At 68.6% G+C, this 19,723-nt stretch carries 20 protein-coding genes and 1 pseudogene; 12 read left to right on the top strand and 9 right to left on the bottom strand.

Annotation, left to right across the window (positions count from 1 at the left end; translation table 11 throughout):
• Positions 1 to 18 precede the first annotated feature (18 nt).
• Together VV02_RS10255 and VV02_RS10250 are read left to right on the top strand one after the other, a co-directional pair.
• Positions 19 to 1,488: a VWA domain-containing protein gene (locus VV02_RS10255; protein WP_157063354.1), complete on the top strand. Its 1,470-nt coding sequence runs from the start codon at positions 19 to 21 to the stop codon at positions 1,486 to 1,488.
• Positions 1,489 to 1,510: 22 nt separating this feature from the next.
• Positions 1,511 to 2,866: a hypothetical protein gene (locus VV02_RS10250; RefSeq protein WP_052591445.1), complete on the top strand. Its 1,356-nt coding sequence runs from the start codon at positions 1,511 to 1,513 to the stop codon at positions 2,864 to 2,866.
• Here VV02_RS10250 and VV02_RS10245 read toward each other — a convergent pair.
• The 3 genes from VV02_RS10245 to VV02_RS10235 form a co-directional block, all read right to left on the bottom strand.
• On the bottom strand, positions 2,863 to 4,206 hold the full coding sequence (locus VV02_RS10245; protein ID WP_083450514.1) for a serine/threonine-protein kinase: 1,344 nt from the start codon (positions 4,204 to 4,206) through the stop codon (positions 2,863 to 2,865). The two genes, VV02_RS10250 and VV02_RS10245, sit on opposite strands and share 4 nt — an antisense overlap.
• Positions 4,199 to 4,669, bottom strand: a complete 471-nt coding sequence (locus tag VV02_RS27105) for a helix-turn-helix domain-containing protein (RefSeq protein ID WP_052591441.1) — start codon at positions 4,667 to 4,669, stop codon at positions 4,199 to 4,201. The genes VV02_RS10245 and VV02_RS27105 overlap by 8 nt, the downstream gene beginning before the upstream one ends.
• A gap of 117 nt (positions 4,670 to 4,786) precedes the next feature.
• A complete protein-coding gene (locus VV02_RS10235) occupies positions 4,787 to 5,638 on the bottom strand; it encodes an aldo/keto reductase (RefSeq protein ID WP_052591440.1) in 852 nt (283 codons plus the stop codon).
• Positions 5,639 to 5,730: 92 nt separating this feature from the next.
• On the opposite strand from VV02_RS10235, the gene VV02_RS10230 reads away from it, so the two are divergent.
• Positions 5,731 to 7,506: an acetyl/propionyl/methylcrotonyl-CoA carboxylase subunit alpha gene (locus VV02_RS10230; protein WP_052591438.1), complete on the top strand. Its 1,776-nt coding sequence runs from the start codon at positions 5,731 to 5,733 to the stop codon at positions 7,504 to 7,506.
• On the opposite strand, the gene VV02_RS10225 is transcribed toward VV02_RS10230, so the two are convergent.
• Entirely contained in the window at positions 7,493 to 8,143 is a 651-nt protein-coding gene (locus tag VV02_RS10225) for a TetR/AcrR family transcriptional regulator (protein ID WP_052591436.1), read from the bottom strand. The genes VV02_RS10230 and VV02_RS10225 overlap by 14 nt on opposite strands.
• 174 nt (positions 8,144 to 8,317) lie before the next feature.
• Here VV02_RS10225 and VV02_RS10220 point away from each other — a divergent pair, with 174 nt between their 5' ends.
• On the top strand, positions 8,318 to 8,509 hold the full coding sequence (locus VV02_RS10220; RefSeq protein WP_052591435.1) for a hypothetical protein: 192 nt from the start codon (positions 8,318 to 8,320) through the stop codon (positions 8,507 to 8,509).
• Positions 8,510 to 8,600: 91 nt separating this feature from the next.
• The gene (locus VV02_RS10215; protein ID WP_052591433.1) at positions 8,601 to 8,780 is read left to right on the top strand and encodes a hypothetical protein; all 180 of its coding nucleotides are present in this window, start codon (positions 8,601 to 8,603) and stop codon (positions 8,778 to 8,780) included.
• A gap of 200 nt (positions 8,781 to 8,980) precedes the next feature.
• On the opposite strand, the gene VV02_RS26895 is transcribed toward VV02_RS10215, so the two are convergent.
• Positions 8,981 to 9,280 carry an antitoxin gene (locus VV02_RS26895; protein WP_052591431.1) on the bottom strand — a complete coding sequence of 100 codons (300 nt, stop codon included), beginning with the start codon at positions 9,278 to 9,280 and terminating at the stop codon, positions 8,981 to 8,983.
• 81 nt (positions 9,281 to 9,361) lie between these two features.
• Here VV02_RS26895 and VV02_RS10205 point away from each other — a divergent pair, with 81 nt between their 5' ends.
• Positions 9,362 to 9,625 carry a hypothetical protein gene (locus tag VV02_RS10205; RefSeq protein ID WP_052591430.1) on the top strand — a complete coding sequence of 88 codons (264 nt, stop codon included), beginning with the start codon at positions 9,362 to 9,364 and terminating at the stop codon, positions 9,623 to 9,625.
• Here VV02_RS10205 and VV02_RS10200 read toward each other — a convergent pair.
• A complete protein-coding gene (locus tag VV02_RS10200) occupies positions 9,622 to 11,025 on the bottom strand; it encodes an NAD(P)H-quinone dehydrogenase (protein WP_052591428.1) in 1,404 nt (467 codons plus the stop codon). The genes VV02_RS10205 and VV02_RS10200 overlap by 4 nt on opposite strands.
• A gap of 86 nt (positions 11,026 to 11,111) precedes the next feature.
• Between VV02_RS10200 and VV02_RS10195 the strand changes: the two genes are divergently transcribed.
• The 6 genes and pseudogenes from VV02_RS10195 to VV02_RS10170 all read left to right on the top strand — a co-directional run bounded on the left by VV02_RS10195 (position 11,112) and on the right by VV02_RS10170 (position 16,762).
• Positions 11,112 to 11,945: a purine-nucleoside phosphorylase gene (locus VV02_RS10195; protein WP_052596800.1), complete on the top strand. Its 834-nt coding sequence runs from the start codon at positions 11,112 to 11,114 to the stop codon at positions 11,943 to 11,945.
• 10 nt (positions 11,946 to 11,955) lie between these two features.
• Complete coding sequence (locus tag VV02_RS10190; protein ID WP_052591426.1) at positions 11,956 to 13,629, top strand: phospho-sugar mutase; 1,674 nt, start codon at positions 11,956 to 11,958, stop codon at positions 13,627 to 13,629.
• Positions 13,626 to 13,892 carry an HAD family hydrolase gene (locus VV02_RS10185; protein WP_052591425.1) on the top strand — a complete coding sequence of 89 codons (267 nt, stop codon included), beginning with the start codon at positions 13,626 to 13,628 and terminating at the stop codon, positions 13,890 to 13,892. The genes VV02_RS10190 and VV02_RS10185 overlap by 4 nt, the downstream gene beginning before the upstream one ends.
• An 18-nt stretch (positions 13,893 to 13,910) precedes the next feature.
• Positions 13,911 to 14,300, top strand: a pseudogene (locus VV02_RS10180) (HAD-IA family hydrolase); the annotation flags it as partial.
• 178 nt (positions 14,301 to 14,478) lie between these two features.
• A complete protein-coding gene (locus tag VV02_RS10175; protein ID WP_052591421.1) occupies positions 14,479 to 16,158 on the top strand; it encodes an HNH endonuclease signature motif containing protein in 1,680 nt (559 codons plus the stop codon).
• A gap of 58 nt (positions 16,159 to 16,216) precedes the next feature.
• A complete protein-coding gene (locus tag VV02_RS10170; RefSeq protein WP_052591418.1) occupies positions 16,217 to 16,762 on the top strand; it encodes a TetR/AcrR family transcriptional regulator C-terminal domain-containing protein in 546 nt (181 codons plus the stop codon).
• 51 nt (positions 16,763 to 16,813) lie between these two features.
• On the opposite strand, the gene VV02_RS10165 is transcribed toward VV02_RS10170, so the two are convergent.
• The 3 genes from VV02_RS10165 to VV02_RS10155 are packed head-to-tail and all read right to left on the bottom strand — an operon-like array spanning position 16,814 to position 19,697.
• Positions 16,814 to 17,659 (bottom strand): ATP-binding cassette domain-containing protein, encoded by an 846-nt coding sequence (locus VV02_RS10165; RefSeq protein WP_052591416.1) that lies wholly within the window; start codon positions 17,657 to 17,659, stop codon positions 16,814 to 16,816.
• A complete protein-coding gene (locus tag VV02_RS10160) occupies positions 17,656 to 18,702 on the bottom strand; it encodes an ABC transporter permease (protein WP_052591414.1) in 1,047 nt (348 codons plus the stop codon). Before VV02_RS10160 ends, VV02_RS10165 begins: the two co-directional genes overlap by 4 nt.
• Complete coding sequence (locus VV02_RS10155; RefSeq protein ID WP_052591413.1) at positions 18,699 to 19,697, bottom strand: substrate-binding domain-containing protein; 999 nt, start codon at positions 19,695 to 19,697, stop codon at positions 18,699 to 18,701. The genes VV02_RS10160 and VV02_RS10155 overlap by 4 nt, the downstream gene beginning before the upstream one ends.
• Positions 19,698 to 19,723: the final 26 nt, after the last annotated feature.

The raw sequence follows: 19,723 nt of genomic DNA, 5'->3' as shown, positions 1-19,723 counted from the left end.
TCCGCCGCAACGGGTTCGGTGCTCGCTCACCGACTCGTCGAGGTCGCGACGTCGCTGCGCACACACGGCCTGCGGGTCGGTACGAGCGAGGTCGCCGATGCGGGCGCCGTGATCCAGGCGCTGGGCATGGACGACCGAGAGCTGCTCCGGGAGGGCCTCGCGAGCGCCTTCCTCCGCCGAGCCGGGCAGCGCGACGTCTTCGACCAGGTCTTCGACATCTACTTCCCCGCTGCCGTCGGTGCTCGCAGCGGTACGCCGGACGCGCGCCTCGACGAGGCGAGCTCGCCTCGCGAGGCGGCCGATGTCGTACGCGACATGCTGATGGACGCCCTCGCTCGAGGTGACAAGGCTGAGCTCGACCGGCTGGCGGCGACCGCGCTCGACCAGCTCGGCGTCGTTCGCCCCGACGACCCGGAGGCAGGCTGGTCGGCCGCACAGGCTCTCGAACAGCTCGCTCCGCAGACCGCGATCGTCGGTGCATTGGAGCGAGCCCGGGCGATGGGCGCTGACGGCGATGGTCAGGACGATGAAGGTGAGCGCGGGGGTGGCAGCGGCGCGGCAGGCCAGGGGCAGGGCGCCGGATCGGGCGGCGGTGCCACGCAGCGACGCGAACAGCTGACGGACCGGATCGAGCGGGACGAGATGCGGGGCCGGGTCGCTGCGTTCCGGCGCCGGGTCGAGACCGAGGCCCGACGTCGCAACGCCGAGGTGCGTGGCAGCCAACGGATCTCGCGCTACGCCGTGCAGGACGCGCTCGAGAAGCGCGACTTCCTCGGACCGGGCGGCGGCGAGCTGGTCGCGATGCGCGCGACGATCGATCCACTCGCGCGCAAGCTCGCCGCACGGCTGACCGCCCGCCAACGGCAGCAGTCCCGCGGCAGCATCGACATCCGCAAGACGTTGCGCCGATCCATGTCGACGGGCGGCGTCCCGGTCGACCCGGCGTACGCCCGTCGTCGCCCGCACCGACCCGACCTCGTGCTGTTGTGCGATGTGAGCGGTTCGGTGGCCGGGTTCTCCGGGTTCACGATGACGTTGATGCAGGCAATCTCCGCACAGTTCAACAAGATTCGAGTGTTTGCCTTCGTCAGCACGACCGATGAGATCACCGACCTCGTCAAGGCCGCGCGCCTCGAGGACGACGTGATCAGTGCCGTCGTACGCACCCGCAAGGTCTTCGGATGGGGTGCGAGCAGCAGCTACGGGCAGTCACTGGACAGCTTCGTCAGCACGCATCTCGGGGCGATCGGACCGCGCAGCACCGTGCTGATCCTCGGCGACGCCCGCTCCAACTACGGTCTGCCCCGCCTGTCGGCGCTGCGTCAGATCCGCGACCAGGCACGACACGTCGCATGGCTCAACCCCGAGCCGGTGGCCTCTTGGGGCACGGGCGACTCGCTGGCGCTGGACTACGCGCGGGTGGTCGACATGCACGAGTGCCGCAACATCGATCAGCTGCGTGCTTTCGTCAGTCGCATGTCGGTGTGAGCAGCGAGCCATACTGTCCCCCGTGCCTTCTCGACTTCTGACTGCCGGCGCCATCCTGCTCATCGCGACGGGTGCAGCGCTCGGCGCGCACCCGGCGTACGCAGCCGACCCGGTTGCGCCCTTCACCGTCCAGGGCACGCCGGTCGAGCTCAACAGCGCGAGCGGCTCGGCGCCCGAGCTGAAGCCGGGCTTGTCACGGACCACGCTCCCCACGGACACGACGAGCCGTTTCGGCATCGTGAAGCGGTCCGCCGGTGAGTCACTCGTGGTGACGGTCAGCGGATTCGCCACGGAGAAGGGGCAGCCGTACTTCTCCACGGACGATCACGAGCTGTCGGTCAAGCTCAAGCTCGCCGACGAGAACGACACGTCCTGTGGCAGCACGATCAGCAGCAGCAACAGCCGGGTGAGCAAGGACGACAACCTCTGGCTCCTGTCGACGACAGCGTTCGTCGATGCCGCCGACACCGACCGCGACACCTCCTACGACGACAAGTGCGCCACGGCGACGTCGTTCCTCGTCGAGGTCACCCGCGAGGCCCCGGCCACCGCCCAGCCCCTGCCGGCCGAGATCCTGGTCAGCCGCGAGCCGAAGGCGACGGGCACCGGCACTCCGGCGACAGCAGCGCAGATGAGCGAGCTGGTCACCCAGCCCAAGGCCGTCGGCCCGGCCGTCGCGCCCGGCCACGGCTTCAGCGACGCACCGACTCTCAAGCCGGGCGGCTACCCGGTCACCCTGTGTCTGGGCGAGACGGTCTACTACCGCGTCCGGCTGGAGTGGGGTCAGCGCCTGGGCGCGTCCGTGCAGCTGCCGCAGAACGGCTCGCAGGTGGCCGTGCCGGTCCAGACGACCGCCAACATGACGCTCTGGACGCCCCAGCGTGTTCCGATCGACCCGTCGTCCTCCAGCGACCAGTCGACGCTGTCGGCCAATGAGGGCGACTCCAAGCTGTTGTCCAGCTTCACCGCGCCCGTCGCCTGGGGCAACCGCACGTTGAGCTACAAGAACGGCACCGACGCGACCGGCAAGGTCGGCCTGAACGCCGCTCAGTGGACCGACCTGCCCGGCTGGTACTACGTGTCGGTGACGACTGTGCCGTTCGACGCGGAGGCCGCCGCCGGTGCCGCCAAGGCCAAGCCCCTCCCCGCGACCGTCACGATCGACGTACAGGGTCAGCCGACCAAGGGCCCGTCGTACGTCAACGCAGGCAACCAGCCCGTCGCCGAGCCCGCGGCCGGCCGGTTGAGCGTCGGTAGCGAGAAGTCCGGTGACGGCTCATCGACACCATGGGCGCGGATCGGCGGCGGCGTCCTTGTCGTCCTGCTCGCCGCCGCTGCGGTTGCCTGGGCCCTGCGCGCCCGACGCCGGACCAGCTAGGGCTTGGCCCAGACGTAGCGGTCGCCCTGCACCACACACTCCAGCCGCTTGCCCGACTGGTCGCCCTCGAACGTCCCGGCATCACGGAATGAGCAGGTCCCGCCTTGCACGGCCTGCCCGGGAGTCTGCGTGTCGGTCGTGCCGCCACCGGACCAGGGAGCCCAGACCAGCAGGGCCACGGCGAGGGCCGCCAGGAGCGGCGCGCCGATCAGGACCGCGAGCGGACCTCGACCACCACCCTTCCGTGGGGTGACAGCGGGTCCCTGAGCCCCGGTGTAGATCGGTGACGCTGTCGAGGTCCCTGCGGGGGCGTACGCCGGAGTCGCGCCTCGAGCCGCGGCGCGCGTCGGCATCGGCACAGCCGTCGGAGGAGCGACGGCCGGCTGACGTAGCGTCGCATCGGCTGTCTGCGGCAGCGTCGAGCTGCCGGTCCGAGCCGCGAAGTCCGTCCCGTTGCCGGTCGGGTCGCTCTCCTCGCCCGGACGTAGGAACTCGCCCTCACTGACGCCCTGCAGGTCGGGCATCTGCCGGAAGACCTCGATCTCGCCCTGCTCGACCCACGCGAACGACGGGTCGGCGAGGACTTCGAGGGCGGCGTGGGCGGTGGCGGGACGCCCGTCAGGATCGGGGTCTGCGAGCCGAATCATCAGCTCCCACAACGCCTCTGGCGTCCCGTCGGGTCGGGGAGGGAGGTCGAGACGGTCGGACCGCATCTGCGGCCGAGGACGATGGCCGGTCAGCATCTGCAAGCCGACCATGCCGGCGGCGTAGAGGTCCGACCGCGGGTCGGGGTCCGCGCCACGCAGCTGCTCAGGAGCCAGGAAGCCCGGCGTCCCCATCACGACGGAGCGACTCGTCAGCCGTGGAGCGTCGACCGCCACGGCCAGCCCGAAGTCGGTGAGCCACAGGTGTGGCTTGTCCGTGGCCGTCGCGTCCAGCAGCAGATTGGCCGGCTTGATGTCGCGATGGACGACGCCGGTGTCGTGGACTGCGGCGAGCGCCGTGAGCATCTGACGGATCAGCTCAGTGGCGTACGCCGCGGGCAGGGCGCCGTAGTCGCCGACCAGAGTCGAGACCGACCCGCCCTCGACGATCGGCATGGTGAACAGCACCTTGTCGTCCTCGCCGGCCCAGCCGAGCGGCGTGACGACGTGCGGGTGATGGATGCGTACGCCCTGCTCGCGCATGAAGCGCAGCAACGAACCCGCGTCGGACTGGCGCAGCACCTTCGCGGCGATGATCCGTTCGCGGCGCAGGTCGCGTACGCGCCAGACCGCCCCCATGCCGCCCTCGCCGATCATGTCGATCAGCTCGTAGCGACCCGCAAAGACCTCACCCACGTGCATTCCCTCCAGCAGCGCGGCCCAGCAGGTCGGCCAGGTCCTTCGATATCGGTGCGACGGCCTGTGCAGCCGCGATCAGCTGGGCCGGCGACGCCGCCGCGCGCAGGCCACCGAGCAGTGTCGAACGGTCGGCCGTCGTCGATGGACCCGTCAGCGGCGCCTGCGCGGCGTGCACCCGGGCCAGCTCCTGCTCCAGCTGCGTCGGGTCGAGCACTCGGCCTGACTCCACCACGTCGACGAGGGTCCGGAGCCTGCCGACGACGGCCGGGTTGCCGATCTTGACCCGGCGGCCACTGGCCAGCTGGGACAGCATCGGCGCTGAGAGCCCCAGGACGTCGGCCAGCCGTGCCTGGGTGATGCCCAGGGCCGCGACCAGGCGGCGCAGCAACGGACCGAGCGGCTCGCCGTACAGCTGCGCCTGCAGCGTGCGGTTGCGCTCGATCTCGGCGTCGTCGTCCACGAGCCCTCCCCTTGGTCTGCAGGAACAGGTCTGCAGGAACTGGTCAGCAGGAACGCCGGCCCGCCCGAGACGGGCAGGACCGGCGTTCAGCCTAGAGGTTGGCGCGCGTGAGGCGACTCAGTCGTTGAACGCGGCGGGGTCGAGACCGAGGCGGGTCCCCGCGTCCAGACCGGCGATCGCGGCGAGGTCCTCGTCGTCCAGGGTGAACCCGAAGACGTCGAAGTTCTCCGCGATTCGCGACGGCGTGACCGACTTGGGGATCACGACATTGCCGAGCTGGACGTGCCAGCGCAGGATCACCTGGGCAGGCGTACGGCCCGCCTTCTCCGCGATCTTGGCGACCACGGGATCGGCGAGCAGCTCGCCGCCCTGAGCGAGCGGGCTCCACGCCTCAGTGTGAATCCCGTTGGCAGAGTGGAAGTCTCGCAGCTCCGCCTGCTGCAGCAGCGGGTGCAGCTCGATCTGGTTGATCGCCGGGAACTCACCGAGCTCGTCGTGCACGCGCTGCAAGTGGTCGATGTTGAAGTTGCAGACGCCGACCGCCTTGACGCGGCCGTCCTCACGCAGCTTGATCAGCGCGCGGTAGGTGTCGACGTACTCGTCCTTGGCCGGGCGCGGCCAGTGGATGAGATAGAGGTCCGGGTCCCCGCCGAGCTTGTCGGCCGACACGTCGAACGCCTTGAGCGTCGCGTCGTAACCCTGGTCGGCGTTCCACACCTTGGTGGTCACGAAGATGTCCTCGCGGGCCACGTCCGACTCGGCGAGCGCGCGGCCGACGCCCGCCTCGTTGCCGTAGATCGCGGCCGAGTCGATGCTGCGATAACCAGCGTCCAGCGCGGCCTTGACCGCCGGAGTGGCCTCGTCGTCCGGGACCTGCCACACGCCGAAGCCCAGCTGGGGCATCTCGACCGAGGCGGCGCCGGCCCGCAAGGAGACTGTCGGCACAGGAGTCGTTGCTGTTTCCGTCATACCTGAGGCCAACTCATGGCAGCCCCCCGTTATGCCCGCCCTCCTCGCACCCGTGGCCGTGACCGCCGTCACTGGCCGCTAAAGTCGCGGCCATGGAGCCATTGCACAAAGTCCTCATCGCCAACCGTGGTGAGATCGCCGTCCGCATCGCCCGGGCCTGCAAGGACGCCGGCATCGCCTCCGTGGCGGTCTATGCCGAGCCGGACCGCGACGCGCTCCATGTCAAGGTCGCCGACGAGGCGTACGCCCTGGGCGGCTCGACGCCGGCCGACTCCTACCTCCTGCAGGACAAGCTGCTTGAGGTCGCCGCTCAGTCGGGTGCCGACTCGGTGCACCCCGGCTACGGCTTCCTCGCTGAGAACGCCGACTTCGCCCAGAAGGTCATCGACGCCGGCCTGACCTGGATCGGCCCTGGCCCCAAGGCGATCGACTCTCTCGGCGACAAGGTCAAGGCCCGCCACATCGCGACCAAGGCGGGCGCCCCTCTGGTGCCGGGCACCTCGGAGCCCGTCACGGGCAGTGACGAGGTCGTCGCGTTCGCCAAGGAGCACGGCGTCCCCGTGGCCATCAAGGCGGCGTACGGCGGTGGCGGGCGTGGCCTCAAGGTCGCCCGCACCATCGAGGAGATCCCGGACCTCTACGACTCCGCGGTCCGCGAGGCCGTCACGGCGTTCGGGCGCGGCGAGTGCTTCGTCGAGCGCTTCCTCGACAAGCCGCGCCACGTCGAGACCCAGTGCCTCGCGGACACCCACGGCAACGTCGTCGTGGTCTCCACGCGCGACTGCTCGCTGCAGCGCCGCAACCAGAAGCTCGTCGAGGAGGCGCCGGCTCCGTTCCTCACCGAGGAGCAGCACACCGAGCTGGTCCGCGCCTCCAAGGCGATCCTGACCGAGGCCGGCTACGTCGGCGCCGGCACCTGCGAATATCTCGTGGGCCAGGACGGCAACATCTCCTTCCTCGAGGTCAACACCCGTCTCCAGGTCGAGCACCCGGTGTCCGAGGAAGTCACCGGCATCGATCTGGTGCGCGAGCAGCTGCGCATCGCCCAGGGCGAGGACCTCGGCTACGACGACCCGGAGCCGCACGCGCACTCGATCGAGTTCCGCATCAACGGCGAGGACGCCGGTCGCAACTTCCTGCCGGCACCGGGCACCGTCGCGGTCTTCCAGCCGCCATCGGGCCCGGGTGTCCGCGTCGACTCCGGCATCGTCGAGGGCGATGTCATCGGTGGCGCGTTCGACTCGATGCTCGCCAAGCTGATCGTCACCGGTCGCACCCGCCAGGAGGCCCTCGAGCGCTCACGGCGAGCGCTGGACGAGTTCGTCGTCGACGGCATGCCGACGGTGCTGCCGTTCCACCGCGCGGTCGTCTCCGACCCGGCGTTCGCGCCCGAGGGCGACAAGCCCTTCACGATCCACACCCGCTGGATCGAGACCGAGTTCGACAACCAGATCCAGCCGTACGCTGGTGGGCCGGCTGCCGAGACCGAGGCGCCTGCCGCGCGGCAGAGCCTGGTCGTCGAGGTCGGCGGCAAGCGTCTCGAGGTCTCGCTGCCGGGTGACCTGCAGCTCGGCGGTGGCGGCGGGAGCGCGGCCAAGAAGAAGGCGCCCAAGCGCGGCCGGGCGGCCGGTGGCGGTGCGGCCGCGTCAGGCGACTCACTGACCGCGCCGATGCAGGGCACGATCGTCAAGCTCGCCGTCGAGGATGGCGCCACAGTCGAGCAGGGTGACACGGTCGTCGTGCTCGAGGCCATGAAGATGGAGCAGCCGATCGCCGCACACAAGGCCGGCGTCGTGACAGGGCTGAGCGCTCAGGTCGGCGAGACGGTCAGCGCCGGCAGCGTGCTCGCCGAGATCAAGGACCAGTAGGCGCTTCGAGGTCGATCTCGGTCAGACCTCGCATCACCATCGACAGCGTGTCGCGCAGGTAGTCCGTCCGCTCCTCCGGAGTGCGCTCGAGAGCACTCATCAGGACGCCCTCGACGCTGGCGAGGATGGCCTGGGCCCGCAGCCGCGGCTCGGTCTTGCCGCCACGCTCGACGATCCCCTCGACCACGTCCAGCATGTGCTCGCGCCACGGCTGGAACATCTCACGCAGCGACGGCGTACGGATCATCTCCAGACCCAGCTCACACATGCAGATCAGTCCGGCCGGGAACTGCAGCCACCCGCTCAGCAGATCGATGGTGGCCGCGATAGCAGGCTCGGGCCCGCCCGCCTCCTCAGGCTCCGGGAGCACGTCGCCCATCGCCTGGATCTGGTCGGTCAACGTGTTGCCGACGAACTCCGCCAGCGCACTGAGCAGGGCGATCCGGGTGCGGTACGACACCGAGCAGGTGCCCTCGGGCAGACCGGCTTCCCGGTCGACGGCGCGATGCGTCAGCCCGCGTAGGCCCGACTCCCCCACGACCTGCACGGCCGCAGTCAGCAGCTGAACCTGCCGTGCCGTCGGGGCCTCCCGGTCGACGGCCGGAGTCCGTGGCCCGACACCTGGTGCTGCCGTCACCGTGCCCCCTTCGTCCGATCCGTCTACTGGCTTCCAACGGCTCATCCTCGCAGACTCCGCCGTCCACGTCAGGCTCTGCGGACCGCGGGTACTGGTACCCGCGCCACCCTTGTCAGTCCACCACTACACGTGTAGTTTCGATCTCATTCACTACACCTGTAGAAGGGAACCGCTGTGAGCGCCCTACCCGGATTCTTCATCGGCCTCAGCATCATCGTCGCCCTCGGCCTGATCGCCTCCACCGCCACGATCACCGCCTGGCTGTACGACCGTCGCGCAGCTCGCCGACCTGCTGCGAGCGGGCCGGACGAGCGCGTCAGCCTGGCCGACTATCGCCGCGCGCTGACCCGCCCGCAGACGACGTGACGGACGCCACGCTCTCTCGACTTGCACCGCTCGCACTACAGGCGTAGTTTCGTTTTCAGAGCCGCACTACAGATGTAGAAAGGAACACATCATGAACGCTCTTCCCGCATTCTTCATTGGTCTGAGCATCATCGTTGCCATCGCCCTCGTCGTCACCGCGGCGACCGCGGGTCGGTGGACCGTCCAGTACTTCGCTCGCAACCGCAAGATCCGCGTGGCCCAGCGTCAGCCTCTGGTGCGTTACTACCGCCACGCCGCTCTCTCGCACTGACACCGGGCGCGGCCCCGACAGGCACTGCGTGTGCCGGTCACGTCGCACCGGACCGTCTGCGAGCTCCGGTCCCAGGTGCGCCGCTACGAGCGCGTGACCGCCCTGACTGCCGCAGGACCCGCCTGAGCTCGGCGGCCACAGAACGCCAGACGGCGCGTGAACCTCATGGTTCACGCGCCGTTCTCATGTTTCGCGATAGCTCAGCCGGCGGCCGGGGGCTCCTGACCCTGCTGGGGCGCCTGCGGCTTCTGGCCCTCCGGCTGCTGCGGGGCCGGCGTCTGACCGTCGCCCTGCGGAGCCTGCTGCTGGCCCTGATCGGTCCCCTTAGGAACACCGAGCTGACCACCGACCGCGTCGCCGGCCTTGTCGACCTGGGCGCGATACTTGCCGCCGGTCTTGCTGTCAACGGCATCCTCGACCTTGTCGATCGCCTGCCGTGCCTTGTCGGGGTTCTTCGAGGCCCACTGCTTGGCCTTGTTGATGAGGTCTGTGATCGCCATGTGGCTGCTCTCCTGTGACGAGTTGATGTCGACCTCTCACGCTATCTGAGAACCGCCCGAATGGCGCCGTATGGTTGCCCCGTGACATCAGCCACATCAGCACCCCAGGTCGTCGCTTCGCTCGCCGCGTCCGGCGACGCCGGCAGCAGCACGTGGATGAGCTACGGCTTCCTCATCCTGTTCGCGGTGCTCCTGGTCGGCTTCTTCGTCTGGCTACGACCCCGGATGCGTGAGCAGCGCCGCCGGGCCTGGGAGAAGGCCGGCCTGCTGCCTGAGCAGCTCGACCCCGACGGCGTCGAGCGCACGGCCCGCGAGCGGCGTACGGACGCCGAGCGAGACGTCTAGCTCTCGAGCGAGTGCATTCGGCGGGCGGCCTCGGCGATCGAGCCGGTCATCGACGGATAGACCGAGAACGTGCTCGACAGCTGGTCGACGGTCAGACGGTTCTGGACGGCGAGCCCGATCGAGTAGATCAGCTCCGAGGCCTGCGGTGCCACGACCACGCCACCCACGACGGTGTTGCTGCCCGGCCGAGCGAGCAGCTTGACGAAGCCGTCCCGGATGTTGCGCATCTTGGCGCGAGGGTTGGTCGACAGCGGCAAGGTGACGACGCGGGCCTCGATCCGGCCCTCCTCGACGTCAGCCTGCGAGTAGCCGACCGTCGCGATCTCGGGATCGGTGAAGATGTTGGCGCAGACGCCGCGCAGGTTGAGCGGCGCGACCGCATCGCCCAGCGCGTGCGCGACCGCGATCCGACCCTGCATGGCGGCGACTGAGGCCAGCGGGAGCACACCCGTACAGTCCCCCGCCGCATAGATGCCCTGAGCCGACGTACGCGAGACCCGGTCGACGACGATGTGGCCGGACTCCTTCAGGTCGACTCCGGCCTCCTCCAAGCCGATTCCCTTGGTGCTCGGGATCGAGCCGACCGCGAAGAGCGCGTGCGAGCCCTTGACCGTACGACCGTCCTCGAGCGTGACGATCACGCCGTCACCGTCGCGCCGGGCGGCCTTGGCTCGGGACCGGTTGAGGACCTTCATGCCACGGCGGCGGAAGACGTTCTCGATCACCGTCGCCGCGTCGGCGTCCTCGCCAGGGAGCACCCGGTCCCGCGAGGACACCAGCGTGACCTCGCAGCCCAGGCCGAGGTAGGCATGCGCCAGCTCGGCGCCGGTCACACCGGAGCCGACCACGATGAGGTGCTCCGGCAGCTCCTTGAGGTCGTAGATCTGCTGCCAGGTCAGGATGCGTTCGCCGTCCGGCTGCGCCGTGTCGAGAACGCGCGGGGTCGTGCCGGTTGCGATGAGGATCGTGTCGGCGGCGAACGTCCGGGTGCCGCCGTCGAGCAGCTCGGCCGTCACCTCGTGCGGAGCGCTGATGTGACCGCTGCCCCTGATGACCCGGACGCCCACGCTCTCCAGCTGCGCCTGGATGTCGCGGCTCTGCGCCGCAGCCAGATCCATGATCCGGGAGTTGACCTGGGTGACGTTGGCCTCGGCGTGCTGGTCGTCCTCGTTGCCCTCGAAGCCGACGCCGAGCCGGCCTGCGGACTCGAAACGGGAGAGGAAGTCGGCTGTCGCGATCAGCGCCTTGCTCGGCACGCAGTCGGTCAGCACGGCCGCACCGCCGACGCCGTCCCGGTCGATCAGCGTGACCTCGGCACCCAGCTGGGCCGCGACGAGCGCGGACTCATAGCCACCGGGCCCACCCCCGATGAACACCACTGACTTCTGACGCGCACTCACGCACCAATCCAACCATTCCGGGTCAAACCGAGTGGGTCGGGAGCGTGTCCATCACGGGTGGTTCGGCGCGCGGCTAGCCTGTGCCGGTGAGCAACGCCGCCCCAGATCTCAACGATCCCGCTACCGATCCGTACGACGTCGCGAAGGCTGCCGCCGCGGTCATCGCCGAGCGCAGTGGTGCAGATCACCACGACGTCGCCCTCGTCCTCGGCTCCGGGTGGGGTGAGACCGGCGACCTGATCGGCGAGACGCTGACCACGATCGACAACGCGGACGTCCCTGGCTTCGCGAAGGCTGCTGTCGCAGGGCACAGCGGCACCATGCGTTCGGTACGCATCGGGGACACCGACCGTCGGGCGCTCGTCTATGGCACCCGCACCCACTACTACGAGGGCCGCGGCGTGCGCGCCGTCGTGCACGCCGTCCGTACGGCTGCGGCCGCTGGGTGCAAGACCATCGTGCTGACCAACGGCTGCGGTGGACTCAACCCGGCGTGGGGGCCTGGCACACCGGTGCTGATCCGCGACCACCTCAACCTCACGGCGACCTCGCCCATCGAGGGCGCGAACTTCGTGGACCTCACCGACCTCTACTCACCGCGGCTGCGCGACCTCGCGCAGTCGGTGGACGCCGACCTCGACGAAGGTGTCTACGCGCAGTTCCGCGGGCCGCACTACGAGACACCGGCTGAGGTGCAGATGGCCAAGGTGCTCGGCGCGGACCTGGTCGGGATGTCGACCACGCTCGAGGCGATCGCGGCCCGGCAGGCGGGCCTGGAGATCCTCGGGATCTCGTTGGTCACCAACCTCGCTGCCGGCATCTCCGACCAGCCGTTGTCGCACGCCGAGGTCATCGAGGCCGGCCAGGCGGCCGCTGCTCGCTGCGGCCGACTCCTCGCCGCTGTCGTCCAGAAGTTCTGAGAGGCCCGAGATGAACGACGACAACGCTGTCCTTGAGCAAGCCCGCGCCTGGATCGCCGATGACCCGGATCCCAAGACCCGCGCTGAGCTGGAAGCCGTTGTGGCAGCTGCGGACTCGGGAGATGCGGCGGCACGTACGGATCTCGAGGACCGGTTCAGCGGACTGCTGGAGTTCGGGACCGCTGGGCTGCGCGGCGCCCTCGGCGCCGGCCCCAACCGGATGAACCGCGTCGTCGTGATGCGTACGGCTGCCGGGCTCACGTCGTACCTCCAGAAGACCCTCGGCAAGCGTGACGTGACCGTTGTCGTCGGCTACGACGCCCGCTACAACTCCGACGTCTTCGCCCGCGACACGGCAGGCGTCGTCGTGGCAGCTGGTGGAAGGGCGATGATCCTGCCGAGGCAGCTGCCAACACCGTTGCTGGCGTTCGCTATTCGCGAGCTGGGCTGCGACGCGGGTGTGATGGTGACGGCGTCTCACAACCCGCCGCAGGACAACGGCTACAAGGTCTATCTCGGTGACGGCTCCCAGATCGTGCCTCCGGCAGACGCTGACATCAGCGCCGCTATCGGCGGCTTCCCGACCGCGGCGTCGGTGTCGCTCGAGACCGACGGCTGGGAGACCCTCGACGATGCGATCGTCGAGGCGTACGTCAGGACGGCAGCGGCGGTGGTGGACGCGGACGCGTCGCGAGATGTGTCGATCGTGCACACCGCTCTCCACGGAGTGGGCAGCGAGGTCTTCCAAAAGGCTTTTGCTGCAGCGGGATTCGCCGCTCCAGCACCAGTTGTCGAGCAGCGCGACCCGGACCCCGACTTCCCGACGGTGTCTTTCCCCAACCCCGAGGAGCCGGGTGCAATCGACGCCGCGCTCGCCCTCGCGGTCGAGAAGCGACCTGACATCGTGATCGCCAACGACCCCGACGCCGACCGGTGTGCGGTGGCGGTCCCCGATCCTTTGGCGGGTTCGCCGACCGGTTGGCGCATGCTGCGCGGTGACGAGGTGGGTGCGCTGCTCGGGCATCATGCACTGTCCGGTGACTCCCCTGCCGACGGTGTGGTCGCCTGTTCGATCGTGTCGTCCCGACTGCTGAAGGCGATGGCCGATGCGGCGGGCGTACGGCACGAGGAGACCCTCACGGGGTTCAAGTGGATCAGCCGGGTGCCAGGGCTGATCTACGGCTACGAGGAGGCGCTTGGCTACTGCGTCGACCCCGGCCAGGTGCGCGACAAGGACGGCATCACCGCCGCGCTGGTGGTGGCTCAGATGACCGCCGAGCTCAAGGCCTCGGGACGGACACTTCTCGACGTGCTGGACGACCTGGCGCGCGAGCACGGGGTGCACCAGACGGACTCGTTCGCCGTACGTGTCGAGGACCTGTCCCTGATTGGGACGATCATGTCGCGTCTGCGCTCGTCAGCGCCGAGCAACGTTGCGGGACAGGGAGTCTCACGTACCGAAGACCTCGCCGATGGCGGCGACCTGCCCCCGACGGACGGGCTGCACTACCACCTCGAGGACGACACCCGGATCATCGTCCGGCCGAGCGGCACCGAGCCGAAGCTCAAGGTCTACCTGGAGGCGGTCGTACCCGTCACCGCCGACCTGGCAGACGCGCGGGCCGAGGCTGCGCGGCGGCTTGCGGCGGTACGTGCCGAGATGGAGCGTCTGACCGCTGTATGACGTTCGAGGGCATCGTCGCGGGCATCGACACCTGGATCTTTGACCTGGACAACACGCTCTATCCCCCGAGCGCCGGGCTCGTGGACCAGATGAACGATCGCATCCGACAGTTCATCAGCAACCTGTTCGACGTCGATGAGGCCGGGGCTCGAGAGGTCCAGGCGCGGCTATGCGCTGAGCACGGGACGACGTTGCGCGGCCTGATGGACACTCGCTCGGTCGATCCACTGGACTTCCTGGCGTTCGAGCAGGACATCGACTAGTCGGTTCTTGAGCCCAATCCCTCACTCGCACAGTCCATTCGGCGACTTCCTGGCCGCTCGTTGGTCTTCACCAACGGGCCGCGGTCCTACGCCGACCGCGTCCTGCGCGTGCTCGGACTGACCGAGGTCTTCGACGAGGTGTTCGACCTGTTTGCCGCGGACCTCGTGCCCAAGCCTCACGCCGGGACGTACCGACGATTCGTGGAGCGGTTCTCGATCGATCCCGCGCGGGCGATCATGTTCGACGACATCGCGCGCAATCTCGATGTTCCGCAGGAGTGGGGTATGGCGACGGGTTGGATGCAGCCGGATCGGGTTGGCGACCTCGGCGGGCCCTTCACGATCGCCGGCGACGGGCCGCTGCGGCTCCACGTGCACGACCTCGAGGCGACGCTGCGTTCAGTCTGATTCGGCGATGTCGGTGGTCTCTCATAGGCTCGGTTCTGCCTCATGCCCGCTGCCGGACTTCGTCGAATTACGTTGCTACTAAACGATATTCACGACACCTCGCGCTTGACACGTCATCGAACAGGTGTACGTTTGAAGTGTGATCCGGGCGAACAATGAGACCGTTGAGGAGGGCGCCATGGATGCTGCTGCTCTTCTGCGCGACCCGGACACAGGGCTGTTGGACTCGACCCGTGCACTGGAGCTGTGCCGCGAGGTGGCGCAGGCGGTCTACTCACAGGCGAAGACGGATCGTCATCATCGGCAGGCCGCCGATCTGCAGGCCGACATCGAGGCGTCCCAGGCGCTGATCAACGCGGTGACAGCGGTGCAGCTGATGCGGATCGCGCAGTACGCCGCGACGGTTGAGCACGTCGACCCGGTCACCGGTGAGGTCAGTGAGGTGGCCCATCCCCTAGGGCATGCGGCGGAATTCGCGGATGTTGATCTGGCTCCCGGGTTGGCGTGGAGCCCGCGCCAGGCGACAGCCCGTGTCGAGGAAGCCATCGATGCCGTGACCAAGACGCCGGGGCTGGTGGACGAGATGGCCGCCGGGCACCTGGACGGCCTGCGCGTCGCGCGAGTGACTCGTGAGCTGCTGGAAGCGCCCGAGCCGGTGTGTGCGCAGGTGGAGCAGGCGTTGCTCGCGCGGGGCGTGCAGGGGTGGTCGGCGCGTCAGGTGCAGATGCGGACCCGGCGGCTGGTGCAGCAGACCGATCCGGCCGCGGCGCGCAGCTCACGAGTCCGTCGCGCCACCGAGCGGATCGGCGTGTTCCTCGAGCCTGGTCCAGAGACCGGTTTGACCGATCTGCACGCCACGTTGCCGACCGAGCAGGCGATTCACGCGTACGCGGCAGTTGATGAGCTGGCCCGTGAGCTGCACCGAGCCAACCGGACGAGCAAGACCCTGGGCCAGTGCCGTGCCGATGCGTTGACCGATCTCGTGCTGCAGCGTGCCGAGGTCACTGCCTCCTTCACCGTCGCCGTGCCCGTCGTGCCCGCCGTGCCCGCATCGGCGCGCGAGGCAGGGCCAGCCGACGCTGCCTGCGGAGCCGTCTGCTCTGATCCGTGGGCGCAAGGACTCGAACCCGAGCCACCCGCCGCCGACACGTCTACTGACGACCTGGATGACGATGCCTGGGACGTGGCGCTGGCCGAGCTCATCGCACGCGACCCCGGACCAGCACCCGACCCGCCACCGGATGACCCCTGGTGGGACCTGATGGATGACCTGTCCAGCGAAGACGCTGAGCACCACCCTGTGCCGGCGGTCAACAGCCACTCAACTTCTCCTGAACTGGCGCATGCTGTTCGTGATGCCTGCGGCGCAGCCACGACGGCCGATGCCGTTGGAGCTGTCGGGATTCCAGGCGTCGGAGATGTCGAGATCCCCGGTGTCGGAGTCATCGCCGCAGCCACCGCCCAGGCGCTGATGCGCACCCTGGGCGCCCGCCTCACCCGCACCCTGATCGACCCGCGGACCGGCACCCTCCTGGAGACCGCAGCCCAGACCTACCGACCCACCGCCGCCATCAGACGCCTGGTGCAACAACGCGACCAGCACTGCCGCTTCCCCGGCTGCTCACACCCAGCCCGCTACTGCGAGACCGACCACGTCATCCCCTGGCCCACCGGAGCAACAAGACCGACCAACCTGCTCACCCTCTGCAAGCACCACCACCGCGCCAAGCACGAAGCCGGCTGGCGCGTCACCATGGCCAACGACGGCACCTGCACCTGGACCAGCCCACACGGACGCGAGCACACCACCCGACCCCCGACATTCGAGCTTGTGAGAATGGGGACGCCCTCGCCCTGAACATCGTTCAACGAACGGCGTTCAGGGGAGCACTGATCCCGCGAGTAGGCTGCGCCGCATGGCGATCCAGCGGCGGGACATCCTCGAGGCGGCACAGCGCATCGTGGCGACCTATGGGCTGGCGGACCTCACCATGCGGCGCCTCGCGACCGAGCTGGGTGTGCAGGCCAGCGCGATCTACTGGCACGTCCCCAACAAGCAGTCGCTCCTCGCCGAGCTCGCCGACGACCTGCTGGGCCGGGTGCCCGAGCCGTCGCCACGCCGTCGCTGGGATCGGCAGGTCGAGCAGCTCGCGACCGGCCTCAGGACCACACTGCTCGGTCAGCGCGACGGTGCCGAGATCGTCTCCGCGAGCCGCGCGTCATCGTTGGATACCAGTCATCTCGGCAAGCGCATCGTCGAGATCGTCGAGGCGGGCGGGCACCCTCACGCGCGCGCCGTGGCCTCGCGAGATGCGTTGCTGCACTTCGTGATCGGCTTCACTTTCGACGAACAGTCGCACACCACGATGGTCGAGCACGGCGCCGCACCAACGCGATTCGGCGACAGCGACGCATCCTTCACCGCCGCCCTGGCGATCGTGATCGACGGCATCCGCGCCTGAGTCTCGGCTGCCGTCGGCGGATAGCCGACGCGGGTCTTACGGCTCGCTCGCCTACTCGGCGTCCTCGTCCTCGTCCGCCGAGTTCAGCTGACGGATCTCGTGGCTCAACTCCGTCAGCTCGTCGCCGCCGGCCATCTCGGAGGTGAGCTGGTCCAGCGTGAGGTTCTCGCGCTCCTCATCGAGCGAGACCCGACCGAGCTTGAGCACCATGAAGTGGTTGCCGACGAGGTACGCGTGGTGTGGGTTGTGCGTGATGAAGACGACGCCCAGCCCGGCGTCGCGCGCGCGGACGATGTACTTCAGCACCACACCCGACTGCTTCACACCGAGAGCGGCGGTCGGCTCATCCAGGATGATCACCTTGGCGCCGAAGTAGATCGCGCGCGCGATCGCCACACACTGCCGCTGGCCGCCCGAGAGCGAGGCGACTGGCCGGTCCAGGTCAGGGATGCTGATGCCCATCCGGGTTAGCTCCTCACCCGTGACTCGCTCCATCTCCTTGCTGTCGAGCAACCGCAACGGACCCTTGCGAATCTCGTTGCCCAAGAAGAAGTTCCGCCACACAGACATCAGCGGCGCGAGCGCGAGGTCCTGGTAGACGGTCGCGATTCCGGCGCCCAGCGCTTCACGAGGCGAGCCGAAGTGCCGCAGCTCGCCACCGACGAACATCTGGCCAGCGTCGTAGTCGTGCAACCCGGACATGATCTTGATCAGCGTCGACTTGCCGGCACCGTTGTCGCCGAGCACGCAAGTGACCTCGCCCTGCTGCACCGACAGGTTGACCTCGCGCAGCGCGGATACGTTGCCGTAGGCCTTGCCGACGTCGACCAGCTTGACGATCTCGGTGGTCGGGCCCTCGGTGTGGGTCGGCATCGTGTCGTCCGTCGTGGTGCTCATCGCGCGTCCGCCTTCCTCTTGACCCACAGGTTGACCAGCGTGGCGAGCACCAGCATCGCCCCGAGGAACGTCTTGAACCAGTCAGGGTTCCAGCCGGCGTAGTTGATGCCGAGCTCAGTCATGGAGAAGATCAGCGCACCGATCGAGGCGCCGATGGCCGAGCCGTACCCGCCGGTCAGCAGACAGCCACCGACCACCGCGGCGATGATGAAGATGAACTCGTTGCCCACGCCGTCGCCGGACTGCACGGTGTTGAACGCGAAGAGCAGGTGCATCCCGGACAACCATGCACAGAACCCGACGAACATGTAGAGCACGATCCGCACGCCGTGCACGGGTACGCCGACCGCGCGGGCTGCGTCCGAGTCGCCGCCGACGGCGAAGATCCAGTTGCCGAACCGCGTCTTTAGCAGCACCACCGCAGCAACAGCCGTGATGATCAGCCAGTAGACGATCGGTGCCTTGATCTCGACCGATCCGATCGAGCCCTCCCAGGCGAAGACGTTCTGGGCCGACTCGAAGCCCTGCATGTCGCTGATGCTCTTGGAGGCGACGTTGCCGGTCACGACTCTGGTCATGCCGAGGTTGACGCCCTGCAGGATGAAGAACGTGCCCAGTGTCACGAGAAATGACGGCAATCCGGTCCGGTTGAGCAAGGTGCCGTTGAACCAGCCAATGGCCAGCGAGATCAGCAGCGCGAGCAGCACGGCCACCCACACGTTGAAGTTGAAGTACCACCCGAGCAGGGCAGCGGCGAGACCAGCCGATGTGACCGCGACGCCGGCCGACAGGTCGAACTCACCACCCACCATCAGCAGCGCCACCGGCACTGCCATGATCCCGATGGTGGCAGCGCCGTAGAGGATCGTGCCCACGTTGGCGACCTCGCGGAACGACGACGCCACGATCAGGAAGAACACACAGACCGCCACTGCGCCGAGCAGGGCTCCGATCTCCGGACGGCGCAGGGCGCGGACCGAGCGCGAGCGCGCGGCGACGCGATCGTCGACAGCCGCCGCTGACGGCGTACTCACGGCACTCACCGCCGCCCGCTGGCGGCGAACTTCTCGACCGACGCAACGTTGGTCTTGTCGATGAACGCCGGGCCGGTCAGCACCGCCTGCCCGCCGCCCACCGTGTTGCCGTTGGTCTTGAAGAGCCACAGCTGGTCGATGGCGAGGTAACCCTGGAGGTAGGGCTGCTGGTCGACCGCCCACTGCACGGTGCCGGTCTTGATGGCCGCGATCAGCTGGTCGCTGGTGTCGAAGGTGACCACCTTCGCCTTGCTGGCCGCACTCGCCTTGGACTGCACCGCGATCAGCGCAATCGGTCCGCCGAGCGTGAGGACGTAGTCCACGGCCTTGTCCTGCTGCAGCTTGGACGTGATCGCGGTCTGCATGCTCGCCGGTGCCTTGCCGTTGACGTAGAGCAGCTGCGTTGCAGGGATCTTCTGCTTCACCCCTGCACAGCGGTCCTCGAGGCCGACGTTGCCCTGCTCGTGGATGACGCAGATCGGGTGCTTGGCGCCCTCCTTGAGCATCCGCTCACCTGCCTGCTGCCCGGCGATCTTCTCGTCTTGGCCGAAGTAGGCAGTGACGCCCATGGCCTTCCAGCTGTCGAGTCCGCCGTTCAGTGCCACGACAGGGATGTTGGCTGCGTGAGCCTTGCCCACCACGGCCTTCATCGCGTCCGGCTTAGCGAGCGTCAGCGCGATGCCGTCGACCTTCTTGTCGATGGCCTGCTGCACGAGGTTGGCCTGCTTCGGACCGTCCGGGTCCGCGGTGTACTGCAGCTTGATGTTGTCCTTGGCTGCGGCATCCTGAGCGCCCTTACGCACGATGTCCCAGAACGTGTCTCCCGGGCCCGAGTGGGTCACGAGCGCCACCGTCATCGTGGGTGTGGTCGCCTTGCCCGCGTTGCGAGCGCGCTCGGCGTCCTCCACGGCTTTGCGGCCACCGGTCGAGCTGCACGCTGCAAGGCCGCCGGCCAGCAGAGCCACCATGACCACCGCTGTGGTTCTTCGAGTACGCCTGCTCATCGTCGTCTTCCTTCTCTCGCCGCTCG

This window comes from Luteipulveratus mongoliensis (assembly GCF_001190945.1).
Lineage (GTDB): Bacteria > Actinomycetota > Actinomycetes > Actinomycetales > Dermatophilaceae > Luteipulveratus > Luteipulveratus mongoliensis.
This window is presented reverse-complemented; position numbering and strand designations above follow the sequence as displayed.